The sequence below is a fragment of the Candidatus Mycobacterium wuenschmannii genome (assembly GCF_030252325.1).
Lineage (GTDB): Bacteria > Actinomycetota > Actinomycetes > Mycobacteriales > Mycobacteriaceae > Mycobacterium > Mycobacterium wuenschmannii.
Genome location: NZ_CP126981.1, coordinates 3,866,259 through 3,879,302, shown reverse-complemented (window position 1 = coordinate 3,879,302; position 13,044 = coordinate 3,866,259). Strand labels below are relative to the sequence as shown.

9 protein-coding genes are annotated in these 13,044 nt (G+C 66.6%); all 9 read right to left on the bottom strand.

Translation table 11 applies throughout. The annotated features are described in order from the left end of the window. Nucleotides 1–7: 7 nt before the first annotated feature. Nucleotides 8–2,056 carry an acyltransferase family protein gene (locus tag PT015_RS18665; protein WP_390887857.1) on the bottom strand — a complete coding sequence of 683 codons (2,049 nt, stop codon included), beginning with the start codon at nucleotides 2,054–2,056 and terminating at the stop codon, nucleotides 8–10. Between the two features lie 332 nt (nucleotides 2,057–2,388). After that, a complete protein-coding gene (locus PT015_RS18660) occupies nucleotides 2,389–3,531 on the bottom strand; it encodes an NDMA-dependent alcohol dehydrogenase (protein WP_285191171.1) in 1,143 nt (380 codons plus the stop codon). A gap of 14 nt (nucleotides 3,532–3,545) precedes the next feature. Further along, on the bottom strand, nucleotides 3,546–4,982 hold the full coding sequence (locus tag PT015_RS18655) for an aldehyde dehydrogenase family protein (protein WP_285186414.1): 1,437 nt from the start codon (nucleotides 4,980–4,982) through the stop codon (nucleotides 3,546–3,548). A gap of 28 nt (nucleotides 4,983–5,010) precedes the next feature. After that, a complete protein-coding gene (locus tag PT015_RS18650; protein ID WP_285186413.1) occupies nucleotides 5,011–6,723 on the bottom strand; it encodes a thiamine pyrophosphate-binding protein in 1,713 nt (570 codons plus the stop codon). A gap of 14 nt (nucleotides 6,724–6,737) precedes the next feature. Next, nucleotides 6,738–7,880, bottom strand: a complete 1,143-nt coding sequence (locus tag PT015_RS18645) for a CaiB/BaiF CoA transferase family protein (RefSeq protein WP_285191170.1) — start codon at nucleotides 7,878–7,880, stop codon at nucleotides 6,738–6,740. A 13-nt stretch (nucleotides 7,881–7,893) separates the two neighbouring features. After that, on the bottom strand, nucleotides 7,894–8,805 hold the full coding sequence (locus tag PT015_RS18640) for an SDR family NAD(P)-dependent oxidoreductase (RefSeq protein WP_285186412.1): 912 nt from the start codon (nucleotides 8,803–8,805) through the stop codon (nucleotides 7,894–7,896). Next, nucleotides 8,802–10,658, bottom strand: a complete 1,857-nt coding sequence (locus PT015_RS18635; protein WP_285186411.1) for a flavin-containing monooxygenase — start codon at nucleotides 10,656–10,658, stop codon at nucleotides 8,802–8,804. Before PT015_RS18635 ends, PT015_RS18640 begins: the two co-directional genes overlap by 4 nt. A gap of 5 nt (nucleotides 10,659–10,663) precedes the next feature. After that, entirely contained in the window at nucleotides 10,664–12,040 is a 1,377-nt protein-coding gene (locus PT015_RS18630; RefSeq protein ID WP_285186410.1) for an aromatic ring-hydroxylating oxygenase subunit alpha, read from the bottom strand. After that, nucleotides 12,040–12,888: an SDR family NAD(P)-dependent oxidoreductase gene (locus PT015_RS18625; RefSeq protein ID WP_285186409.1), complete on the bottom strand. Its 849-nt coding sequence runs from the start codon at nucleotides 12,886–12,888 to the stop codon at nucleotides 12,040–12,042. Before PT015_RS18625 ends, PT015_RS18630 begins: the two co-directional genes overlap by 1 nt. Nucleotides 12,889–13,044: the final 156 nt, after the last annotated feature.

Sequence of the window (13,044 nt, the reverse complement as noted above, 5' to 3'; positions counted from 1 at the left end):
ATCGCCGCTAGCGTGACGGCGGCGGCTTGAGCGACTGCTCGAGCCAGGGCGTCAACCACTGCACGCCCGCCTCGGTGAGGTGCACGCCGTCGCTGCGGACGTGGATGCCTTCGACGTCGGCGGTGTAGGTGCCCTCTGGGCAGAGCTTCTTCTTGAGGTCGAGCACGCGTACGTCCGGGCGGTCGCCAATCGTCTTGCCCAGCATGGTGTTCCACTCGTCCACCCGCTGCGGCTGGTCCTCGGGATAGAGGCTGCCGTCCGGCCGCTCCCCCCGCCTGCTGTACGGCAGGTTGGCGACGGTCAGCGGCGCCCCGCTGAAGCTGAGGATGTTGATCGCGCGGGACAGCTCGGCGCTGATGTAGGAGTCGAAGGCCGGGTCGCCGATGTGGGTCCAGCGTCCCTCGTTGACCCGATCCACGGTCTCCCAGCGGCCGATCACCAGCAGCACGGCGTCGGGTTGATCGACGGCGATCTGCGATGTCCAACGGCCGGGCCAGTTCTCGCATTCACTCTTCTGGTCCAGCGTCTGGCCGAGGTAGCTGTACGGGCCGCCGCGGACCAGGCTGCATCCGATCACGGTGTGGTCGACGAACTGGAATCCCGGCGTCGGCGGCAGGAAATGCATCATCGTCCAGCCGATGGAGTCGCCGAAGACCGACACGGTGAACGGCCGCCGCGGGTCACGCTTGGTGATCGCCCGCGCGGGCCGCACACCGTCCGGCGTCGAGGGTGACACCACCGCCACCGGCGACACCCCGGGCGGCAGGCTGGAGTCGAGCGCGCTGACGCCGGCCTTGGGCACGACCGGCACCACCAGCAGCGTCACGGCCGCGGCCGTCGCGGCGGTGGCCCCGGCCAGCGGCAGCAACGGCACTCGCGATGGACGCCACTTGCGGACGGGCTGCTCGATCACCCACCACGACACCACCGACACCGCCAGCGTCGCGGCACAGCGGACCGCGAACAGCGACAGGCCATGCCATCCGGTCCGCTGTCCGTTGAGCACCAGGAAGATCGGCCAGTGCCATAGGTAGATGCCATAGGAAATGCCGCCGAGCCAGGCCAGCGGACCCCAGGCCAACACGGTGGCGACCGGTCCGCGCTGATCCAGGGCGACCGGCGCGATCACCAGCGCGGCGGCCACCGCGACGGCGAGTAGCAACCCGTAGTGGAATTCACGGGCGCTACCGGTGGCGTAATGCACCGCCGCCCCGATTAGCGCCAGGCCGATCACCGGCAGCGTCCGCGCGATCCACTTGCCGGTCCGGGAGCGAATCAGCGGCCAGCCACGGTTCAGCGCGGGCCAGTCGCCGACCAGCAGTGCCGACGCCGCCGCGCCGACCAGCAGCGCCTGGGCGCGGGTGTCGGTGCCGAAGTAGACCCGGTCGCGGGTGGAGTCGGACGCGAGCAGGATCGCGGTCGCCGCGGACCCGAGCGCCCCGAGCGTGGCGAGCAGGAAGATCGTCAACCGGACGGCGCCCACCGACGCCTTCGTGTCGCGGCGCCGCGCGCGGGCAGCGAGTGCCACGGCGACCGCGACCAGGATCAACGGCCACACGATGTAGTACTGCTCCTCGACGCCGAGGGACCAGGCGTGCTGCAGCGGCGACGGCGGCGAGCCCTGCGCGAAGTAGCCGGTCTTGTCCGCGACGAACATCCAGTTGGCGACCCAGAAGAAGGCGGCGACGGCGTCGTTGCGCAGGCTGGCGACCGCCTCTGGCGAGAAGAGTTGCCGGCCGACAGCGACCGTCAGGACCATCAGGACCAGCGCCGGCAGCAGCCGGCGGGCACGGCGAATCCAGAAGTTGCCCAGGTCGACGCGGCCCGTCCGGCCGAGTTCGTCGAGTAGCAGCGAGGTGATCAGGAAGCCGCTGAGCACGAAGAACACGTCGACGCCGAGGAATCCGCCGGCCATGCCGGGGATGCCCCCGTGGTCGGCGAGCACCAGCCCGACGGCCACCGCGCGCAGCCCGTCGAGTGCTCGGATGCCTGGGCAGCGTCGGTCGTCGGAGTCGTTCGGCTTCCGGGTCGGCCTGCTGGCCGGGGGCGGGGCCACCCAGCGTGGCTTCCGCGCAGAATGAACCGGCACGGGGAACGCCCCGGCCGGTTCTGTGTTCACCTCTCCAACGATGCTCGGGCGTCCTTCGCTGTTACCCCATGCGTCCCTACTGTCTCAGGCGTCAGCTTAAGCGCGGTCGGAGCGTATCGGCGTCAGACACACGGGCGCGTCCGCCGGCGAGCAGACGCGGAATCGCACGAAAAGCCTTTGCTACACGCAAATTTGCGTCTGCTCGCGGAACCGACCGCAGCTCCGGCGGGGTCGAACATGGCGACGCTGGCATGCTCGACCACCAAGAACCATGCCACGGTTGCCGCCGACTGGCTGGCTCAGGCACCCGCGAAATCGATGATTCCGCGGATGTTGCGTCCTTCACGCAGGTCGACGAAAGCTTCGTTGATCTGGTCGAGTTGGTAGTGCTTGGTGACCAGTTCGTCGAGCTTCAACGCGCCCGCCTGGTACAGCGACAGCAGCATCGGCACGCTGGTGCGCGGATTCATTCCGCCGTAAAGCGCGCCGCGGAGTTGCTTGGCCGACAGCGTCATCTCCTGCAGGACCATTGGCACCGGCGGTTCGGTGTACGGGGTGATGCCGGTGAGCACGCAGATCCCGCCTTTGCGCAGCAACGCCATCGCCTGCGGGATCACATCGACATGCACCACCCCGGGGCAGATGACGACGCGATCGGCCATCAGGCCGCCCGTCATCTCGCGCACCACGGGTATCGCCGCCTCCGCGGATCCGGCGCTGTGCGTGGCGCCGAAGATCTTCGCCGAATCCCGCTTCGACTCAACCGGATCCACGGCGACGACGTATTTGGCGCCGACGGCGCGCGCGCCCTGCACCGCGTTCATCCCGACGCCGCCGGCGCCGATGACGACCACGGTGTCGCCGGGTTCGGTCTCCGCGGACACCGTCGCCGAACCCCAGCCGGTGCTGACCCCGCACGAGACGAGCGACGCGGCGTGAAACGGAATCGCCTCATCGATCTTGATGACGGACTTCTCCGACAACACCGCATACTCGGCGAACGTGCCGAGTTGTCCGTAGGCGAGCAGGTTTTCGTCGCCGAGATGGCGGCGGCAGGTTCCGTCGGTCGGCATCTCGCGGACGAAGAGGCTGGCGCCGATGTCGCAGATGTAACTCTGCCCGTCGACGCAGAACCGGCAGCTGCCGCACGCGGGAATGAAGGACAGCGCGACGTGGTCGCCGGGCTGGACGGCGGTCACTCCCGGCCCGACTTCCGCGACGACACCGGCGCCCTCGTGGCCACCGAGTAGCGGGAACCAGTCCGGTGCGGGTTGCCCGCTCGCGGCCAGCGCTTCGGCTGTCGGCACCACGTCGCCGGTGAAGAGGTGGTCGTCCGAGTGGCAGACGCCGGCGACGACCATCCGCACCAGCACCTCACCGGCGCGGGGCGGATCGAGATCAATCTCTTCGATCTCCCAGTCCATACCGACACCGCGGATCACCGCGGCGCGGCATTTCACTGCGTGGCTCCCTCCGGGGTGTAGCCCAAAACGCTTTTCACTTCCAGGTATTCATGAAAACCGAATTCGCTCCACTCCCGGCCATTGCCGCTGCGCTTGTAACCCCCGAAGGGTGCGTTCATGTCAAAGGCGTGGTTGATCGTCACCCAGCCCGCACGGATTCGGCGGGCGATCTGGCGGGCCGCATCGAGGTCGGCCCCGGACACGAAGCCGGCGAGGCCGTACTCGGTGTCGTTGGCGATCCGGACCGCGTCGTCGATGTCGTCGTAGCCGAGGATGCACAGCACCGGCCCGAAGATCTCTTCGCGCGCGATGGTCATGTCGTTGGTGACGTCTGCGAAGACGGTCGGCTTGACGTAGTAGCCCGTGTCCAGACCGTCCGGTCGGCCCGGACCGCCCACGACCAGCGTCGCGCCCTCGTCGACACCCTTCTGGATCAGGCGCTGGACCTTCTCGTACTGCGCCCGCGACGCCACCGGCCCGATCGTTGTTCCCGCGTCCGGAGGTCCGACGGTGACTTTCTCGGCGGCCTCTCGGGCGGCGGAAATCGCTTCGCCCATGCGAGATTTCGGGACCAGCATCCGGGTCGGCGCATTACAGCTCTGGCCCGAGTTGGGCATCATGTTGGCCACACCCGCGCTGACGCTGGTGGCGAAGGCGGTGTCGTCGAGCACGATGTTGGGGCTCTTGCCGCCGAGTTCCTGAGTCACCCGCTTCACGGTCGGAGCTGCAAGCTTGGCCACCTCGATGCCGGCACGGGTCGACCCGGTGAACGACACCAGATCGATGTCGGGATGGCTCGCGATTGCCTCCCCCACCCCGGGGCCGTCACCGTTGACGAGGTTGAACACACCGGCCGGCACGCCCGCGGCATCGAGGATCTCGGCGAAGATGTACGGCGAAAACGGCGCCACCTCAGACGGTTTGAGGACGACGGTGCAGCCGGTTGCCAACGCCGGATAGACCTTGACCGCCACCTGGTTGATCGGCCAGTTCCACGGTGTGATCAACCCGCAGACACCGATTGGCTCTTTGGCGATCAGACTCTCGCCCTTGCGTTCCTCGAACGAGAAGTTCTTCAGCGCCTCGATCGCTGTGCTCAGGTGCCCGATGCCGAGGAAGACCTGCGCCCCCGCAGCCAAAGAGGTTGGGGCGCCGATCTCGTCGGTGACCGCCGCGGCGAGGTCATCGGAACGCTTCTGATACTCGACGAGGATCGCCTGCAACAGATCGAGGCGCTCCTCGCGGGTTGACTGCGACCAACTCGCGAAGGCGCGCCGCGCGGCATGTACCGCCACGTCGAGGTCGGCCGCAGTGCCGAGCGAGATCTTCCCGGACAACTGCTCGGTTGCCGGGTTCTCCACGTCGAAAGGGTTGGGCTGCAACGGGTCGACCCAGTGTCCGTCGACGTAGAACTTCAGGTATTCGCGCATGGCTTGCACTCTTCCTTAGTCGCAGCGCTTACTGGGTGCCTTCGGCGTACCAGGTGCGGAATCGGTCGTATTTCGGCATCTCCTCGGAGTTGGCCTTCGGGTCGATGCACACGTGCACCACGCCGACCTTCCCACTGGCGTAGGCGCGGGCGATGGCAGGTCCGATCTCGTCTTCCTTCTCCACGTACTCGCCGTGGCAGCCGAAGCCCTCGGCGATCTTGTCCATCCGGACATCCTTGCTCCAGTGCACGCCGGGCTGTGGCGACGGTTGTTCGAACGTGCGCTTGTAGACGCCCACTTCGAGGCCCCACTGATGGTCGACACCCACTACGCAGACGAGCGGAAGGTTGAGGCGTGCAGCGGTTTCCAGCTCGGCGATGTGAAAGAGAAAAGCCGAGTCACTGGTCAGCAGCATCACCGGCCGCTTGCCACCCTCGGCAACCGAGGCGCCCACCGCGTAGGGCAAACCGGTGCCGAGGTGACCGAAGTTCTGGTTCCAGATGACGTCGCGCGGCTTGGACTGCGAGTACGTCCATTGGAAAATGACGGTCGCGCCACCGTCGCGGACCAGGATGCCGTCCTCGAGATCGTTGAACGCCCTGGTGGACTCGACGACGTAGCGCGCCGGGTGGATCGGCGACCGTCCCGAGGGCGCACTGACCGCAAGCTGCGCGAGTTCCTCGGCGTCAGCGTTGACGAGCTTGTCGAGGTTGGCGGACGGGTCGCGCGGCGTGTCCCGAAGCGCTTCGACGAGTTGCGGCACGACGCCGCGCAGGTCCCCCACCAGCGGCACGTCGAACTGGCGGTTGACACCGATCGCGGCCGGGTCCTGCTCGACATACACCCACTTACGGTTCTCGTCGTTGCCCGCCCAGTGCTGGGTCCGGCCGTAGTGCATGGGCTCGCCGAGTTCGGTTCCCAACGCGACGCACAGGTCGGATTCCTCGACCGCCTCGTTGGCGGCCGGGGAGAACAGGTAGGGAAAGGTTCGCTCCTGCAGCCCCGGGATGTAGGACGTGCCCCCGGAGGTCTGGATGACCGGGCAGGCCATCAGGTCGGCGAGCTCCTTCACCGCGGCACCGGTGCGCGAGGTGTGCACGCCGTGGCCCACCAGCAGGATCGGGCTCTTCGCTTCGCGGATGAGTTTCACGGCCTCGGCGACCTCGGGTGCCCCGGCGCCCTGATTGACAAGCCGATACCGGTTGGGCGGCAACGGTTCTGCCACATCGAGCTCTTCGAGAATGACATGCGACGGGTACTCGACATAGACGGGACCGGGCGTGCCGGACATCGCCTGGCGGATCGCTTCGTGGATGATCTCGTCGGTCTGGTCGGCGTACTCGATGGAGGCGCTGTATTTGACCGAGGCTGCGAAAAGCGGTTCCTGGCGGACGAATTGGATACGGCCGCGCCGCACCCGGCGTTCGGTGATGCGGGCCCGCTGACCGCCGAGGAAGATCACCGGCGAGTTCTCCACTTTCGCGCACTGGATCGCACCCGCGATGTTGGCCATGCCCGGGCCCAGCGTGCCGATGCACAGACCGGGCCGACCGGTCATCCGCGAGGCCGCCTCGGCCATGAAGCCCGCGCTGAGTTCGTGGTGCGGGGCGACCACCGACCATCCACGCGCGTCGGCCTCGGCGAACATGTGCACGAAGTTGGGGTCGGGGATGCCGAACAGGGTGTTCACCCCTTCGGCCTCGAACAGGTCGAGGATGCGCTTGTAGACGGGCACCGTCATGATGGGAAACTCCTTTATTTGCAATCTATTTCGTGAGCAAAGCCCAGTTGGTCGAGGACTGAGGCGGTGTGTTCGCCGAGTTCCGGCGCCGGTCCCGCGACGCTGCCTGGTGTCCGCGAGAACCAGGTGGGCACGCCCGGGAAGCGCACCGGTCCGTGCGGGGTCTCGACGGTCTCGAACATCCCGACGGCGTTGAGGTGCGGATCGTCGAAGAGCGCGCCGGGGGTGTTCAGCGGCGCGGCCGGTATCTCGAGTTCGCGCAACAACTCCAGCCACTCGGCGGTGGAGCGTTCTTTCATCGTCTCGGCAAGAAGTCCGTAGACGGTGTCGATCTCGCGGGCACGCTGTTCCAGGGTGGCGTACCGGTCGCTGGCCCAGGGCGGCCGGACCGCGTCGATGAATGCGTTCCAGTGTTTGTCGTTGTAGATCAGCGCCGCGACATGGCCGTCACTGGTGCGGTAGGGGCGCCGGTTGGGCGCGACGGTGCGCGGATACACCGCGGGTCCCAGCGGCGGATCGAACAATGCGCCGTTGGCATGTTCGACGAGGATGAACGACGCCATGGTCTCGAACATGGCGACCTCGACCTCTTGACCCTCGCCAGTGCGCTGCCGATGGAACAGCGCCATCATCGTGGCGTACAGCGCAGTCAGGCCGGCGACCTTGTCGGCCATGATGGTGCCGACGAAATCGGCTTGGCCGGTCAGCTGCTCTTGCACTGCGGGCAAACCACATTCGGCCTGGATGGTGTCGTCGTAGGCGGGGCGGTCGCGGTCCGGTCCCCGGCGTCCGTATCCGTAGCAGTTGGTGTACACGACACCCGGATTGATCTCGGCGACGTCGTCGTAACCGAAGCCGAGTTTGGCGATCGCCTTGGCGCGCATCGAGTGGATGAACACATCGGCGGTCTCTACGAGAGCCCGCAACGCACGCTTGCCGGCGTCGGTCTGCAGGTCGAGCACTATGCCGCGCTTGCCGCGGTTGACGTTGACGAATACCCCGCTCATGCCGGGCGCTGGCCCGACAGAGATGTAGCGGGTGTTATCTCCCTGCGGCGGTTCGACTTTGATGACATCGGCGCCCATGTCGGCCATAATCTGCGTGCAGTACGGTCCCATTACCATCGCAGTCAGATCGACCACCCGCACCCCGGCCAGCGGGCCCGCGGGGCTAGCCACCGTTCGCCAATCCGAAGCTGTACCGAATGTGCTCATTGTGGCCGTCGGGTACGACGGGAAAGGTCAACGGCGCCTGCATGTTCCGAACCTCATCGAGATGGCCGGCGACGTCCTCGACCGTCCATGCCGGCCGGTACACGCCGGGGCTTTCGGCGATGACCGCCCGGGCCACCCGGCCCGCCAACGCGACATACATCTCACCGGTCACCAAGCAGGACTCGTGTGCCAGCCAGCCGACCACGGGCGCCACCAGCTCCGGTCCCATCGGCGGGTAGGCCGAGGTGTCGATGCCTTCCGCCATCCTGGTGACCGCCGCGGGCACGATCACGTTGCACGCCACGCCGTAGGGCGCACCCTCCAGCGCGACGACGTTGGACAACCCGATCACGCCGGCCTTGGCCGCGGCGTAATTGGCGACCTCGTGGTTGCCGTACAGTCCGCCAATCGACGAGGTGAGCACGATCCGCCCGTAGCCAGCCCCGGTCATGACCGGGAAAGCCTGTCGCACAACGTTGAATGCGCCGCGCAGATGAACGTCGAGCACCGCGTCGAAGTCCTCGGATGACATCTCCGCGAGCGGGGCGCGGCGCACGTTGCCGGCGTTGTGTATCAAAGCGTCGATGCGGCCGTAGTGCTCCAGCGCCGTGCCGATGATCGCGGCGGCGCCGTCACTGGTGGCCACCGACCCGGTGCACGCGACGGCCTCGCCGCCGTCCGCTCGGATGGCATCGACCACCCGCTCGGCCGGCGCGGAGTCCGCCCCGTCGCCGGCGAGACCGCCGCCAGGGTCGTTGACGACGACCTTCGCCCCGCGCTCGGCGAGCAGTCGTGCGTAGGCGCACCCCAACCCGCGGCCGGCGCCGGTGACGACGGCGACGCGGTCGTCGAACCGCAACTCGCTCACGAAATCTCGAGCCCTTCCAAGTCGCCGCTGGCCCGCCACTCGGCGATCAGATCGCCGAATGCGTAGAAGCCCGGCGAGTAGAAGTCACCAAGGAACGCGCCGTTGTCCTTGCCGCCGCCTGCGCCCTCGTTGTTGTAATAGCCCGGAGTACAGGACATCTCAAATGCCGAATTGTCGATCGCGAGTTCCGCGACCGTCTTGACCCAGCCGTCCTGGCCCTCCTGGCTGGGTTCGACGGTGGTCGCACCGCGTTTCTGCGCTTCGGCGATGATGTAGGCGATGTGCTCGGCCTGTTGCTCGAACATCGCGGTGGTGTTGGCCGATACGCCGCCCTGGATGAAGCCGGTGAAGAACTGGTTTGGGAATCCGCGGGTCGTCATGCCGTGCAACGTCTGGTAGCGGTCGTGCCAATAGTCGAACAGTGACAGTCCGTCGCGACCTTCGATGACGTCGACCGCGAAGCGCCGACTGATCTCGGTCGAGATCTCGAATCCACTGGCGAATACGACGCAATCCACCTCGTACTCAACGCCGTTGGCGACGATGCCCTTCTCCGTCAGCCGTTCCACACCCTTGGACTCCGATACGTCCACCAACGTCACGTTGGGCAGGTTGAAGGCCGGCAGGTACGTCTCGCTGGAACATGGTCGCTTGCACATGAATCGGTAGTACGGCTTGAGCGCCTCGGCGGTCTCGGGGTCGGCGACCAGGTCGGCCACCCGTTGCCGCAGCCGCTCCATGATCTTGTAGTCCTCGCCCTCTCGGATCGCCATGATCTGCTCGATGCCCAGTGAGGCGGGATCCGGGCTGGCGGCGATCCGGGCGGTCATGTTGCGGCCCAACTCGGTCCAGAAGTCGCACACCAGATCCGGTTCGCCGAAGACCACCCCGACGAACGGCGACCAGTTGTGGAAGTTGCGCTTGCGCTCCTCCTGCCAACCCGGCTGCAGCGTCGCCGCCCAGGCCGGGTCGGTCGGCGTGTTGGCGCGCATGTCCACCGACGACGGCGTGCGCTGAAATACGAAGAGCTGCTGGGCATCCCGGCCCAGATGCGGCACCAGCTGCACGCCGGTGGCACCCGTGCCGACCAGTGCGACCCGCTTGTCGGCGAGCTTGTGCAGGCCGCCGGTCGCATCGCCGCCGGTGTAGTCGTAGTCCCAGCGCGCGGAATGGAACGCGTGGCCGCCGGCGTCCAGGTACTCCTTGATACCTGGGATGCCGGGCAGTTTCGGCTTGTTGTACGAGCCCTGCGCCATCACCACGAACCGCGCCCGGATGTCGTCGCCGCGGTTGGTGGTCAGCCGCCAGCGCTTATCGCTGTCGTCCCAGCGCATGGTCTCGACCTGCGTCGAGAAGATCGCGCCGTCGTAGAGGTCGAAGTGTTTGCCCATGGCCTGGCAGTGCGCGAAGATCTCGGCGCCGTCGGCGAACTTCTTGCTCGGCAGGAAGTCGAGTTCCTCGAGCATGGGGATGTAGCAGTAGGCGTCGTTGTCGCACTGGATGCCCGGGAAGCGGTTCCAGTACCACACGCCGCCGAAGTCGCCCGCCATGTCGATGACCCGAACATCGTGTACGCCGGCCTTTTTCAAGTAGGCGCCCGATAGCAATCCGGCGAAGCCGCCGCCGAGGACGGCCACCTCGATCTCTTCTTTGATCGGGGCGCGGTCGGCGACCGGGGTGTACGGGTCCACCTCGTAGAGGTCGGCCAGGTCGCCCTCGAGTTCGAGGTACTGTGCACCGGCATCCTTACGGAGACGCTTGTCGCGCTCGTGGGCATACTTGGCCCGCGTCGCGTCGATGTCGACGTCCTGCGGTACGTCGGTGGGCCCGCAGGCCGCCTCGGACGTTGTCATCGATCTCAAAGCTCCTGTGGTTCGCCGGTTCCCATGTACTTCGACAACTGGTAGTGCAGGTTCACGGTGCTGCGCTCGCGGTACGGGTTGGGCCTGGTGCCCGGGAAGCCGAGCGACTTCATGCCCTGCTGGACGGCGGCCATGTTCGAGAAGTCCTGCGGCAGCACCGACCGCCACCGCGGATCGCCGACCGGCGTGTACTCCCACTCCGTCTGCGGCTCTTCGCCTTTCGGGTACAGCTCGAAAACCGACACCTCGAAGATGCACTTGTCCGGGTTGTAGCTGGGGTGCGGCCGCGCGCCGTAACAGAGCGCGCTGGTCAGGCCCTGGCCGATTTGGAAGTTGGGGAAGATCTGCCACGCGGTCCCGGCCTGCCCGAGAATGTCGGCGGGAATCGTCGGCCAGACCACCCCGCGGGCCTCGTCGTCGCGACGGGCCGACGCCAGCCAATGCTCGAGGACCTTGTCGGCCGGCGTCCCCTCGGGTAGTTCGTCGACCAGCCGCTTCGCCGCGTTCACCAAGGTCTTGGTGGTGGTGGCGTTGGTCTCCTCCATCGTGTAGACCTGCATCTCCGCGGTCGAGATGCGCGGGTCCGCACCGGTGCCCAGGCGGATCTTGGACTTGGTGGCCTCCATGTCCTCGGGAGCGTCGTAGCCGATATGACTATGCCGCCCTTGTGCTTTCGCCCAGCCCTTGAATTCCCCGAACTTGTTGAACTCAGGGTGCGTGGTGAAGACGTGGTAGGTCTCGTTGAAGGCCTCCAGCGCGACCTTCCAGTTGCAGTCGAACGACAGCCATTTGCGCCACTTGTAGCGCATGTTCTCCAGGCCGAACGGATCAAGAATCTTGGCGGCGGGAAACAGGAAGTCGGCCAGGGGTTCGCAGTCGGGGTCCATGTTGATCCACAACCAGCCGCCCCAGGTCTCGACCCTGACCGGTCGGAGACGCGTGCTGTCGGCGGTCAGCGCGCCCTGCCAGTCCTGCTGTTCACGGATGTGGGTGCAGGCACCGTCCAGGCCGTAGGTCCAGCCATGAAAGCCGCAGACAAAGGATTTTCGCGTTCGGGCGCAGGCATTCTTGGCGCCGTCGGGAGTGTCGATCAACCGCCGGCCGCGGTGCATGCAGACGTTGTGGTGGGCGTGAAATTCGTTCGGACCGCTGCGCACCACGATGATCGAGTCGTCGAGGATGTCGTAGGTCAGGTAGCTACCGACCTCGGGTAGTTCCTCGACACGACCGACCTGCTGCCAGACCTTGCGCCAGAGCTTGTCGCGCTCGGCGCGCGCATAGTCTTCGGAGATGTAGGCCTCGACCCCGATGGTCATCGGTCGTGAGAGTTCCTCCGCTGCTTGGGAATTCACATCTTTGGCTAGATCGGTCATCACGGTCTCCTAATCGCGTCTCGAAACGAGTCGTCCTTGAGGAAGAGTGAGGTGTTGTCGGCGCCCAGGTGCGTCCACTTGAGGTCCAGGCCGCCGTCGACGAGCAGCGTCTGGCCGGTGATGTAGCTGGACAGGTCCGACAACAGGAACAGGATGGCGCCGGCGATCTCCTCGGGTCGGCCGCGGCGACCCATCGCGATGGCCGTGCGGTCACGCTCGGCGTCGTCGTCCACGTAGGTGAGCGATGCCGGTGTCGCGGTGACACCGGGTGCGACGGCGTTCACCCGGATCTCGTCGGCAGCAAGTTCGACGGCCATCGTGCGGGTCATCGCGGCGATCGCCGCCTTGGCGGTGCCGTAGGCGATGTGGAACGGCGCGGTGTTCATTCCGCTGATCGACGAGATCGACACGATCGAGCCCCGGCGGTTCTGCACTTTCAGCTCCGCGGCCACCGCCTGACTCATGAAGAACGCGGTCTCCAGATTCGCGGCGAACAGGTCGCGCCAGTCGCTGCGGGTGACCCGGGTCGACGGCATCCAGGTCTGCGGCCCGGCCCCGCCGGCGACGTTGACCAGCCCGTGCAGTTCGCCGTCGGCCGCCTTCGCCCGCTCGACGGCGGTCGCCACGCCGTCCTCGGTGGCGACGTCCGCGGCGACGGGCACGATCGGCAGGCCCTGTTCGACCAACGGCGAGATGTGCGTGTCGAGGTTGGCTTTACCGCGACTGACGGCGACGACCGTCGCCCCGGCCTCGGCGAGCATCCGGGCGACGGTGGTTCCGATACCGCCACCGGCCGCACCGGCCACGATGACCACCCGACCCTGCAGGTTCAGTGGATTATTGCCCACGTTTGTCCGGACAAAATATCGTCGTGTGCATAATTGAGAACATGATTCTCTGCGAATTGCCGAGCGTCAAGTGCACCGGCCTGAAGCTTGCCTGCCTATTGTCCAGACCAAAACCGGTTGCTAACGTCACCGGCTGAAACGGCCACGGAAGGTCAT

Bases quoted from the DNA above. Each gene is read 5' to 3' on its own strand.
- PT015_RS18655 (WP_285186414.1), bottom strand. From the start codon at position 4,982: ATGCGCGAATACCTGAAGTTCTACGTCGACGGACACTGGGTCGACCCG.
- PT015_RS18650 (WP_285186413.1), bottom strand. From the start codon at position 6,723: ATGACGGTGCCCGTCTACAAGCGCATCCTCGACCTGTTCGAGGCCGAA.
- PT015_RS18635 (WP_285186411.1), bottom strand. From the start codon at position 10,658: ATGACAACGTCCGAGGCGGCCTGCGGGCCCACCGACGTACCGCAGGAC.
- PT015_RS18630 (WP_285186410.1), bottom strand. From the start codon at position 12,040: ATGACCGATCTAGCCAAAGATGTGAATTCCCAAGCAGCGGAGGAACTC.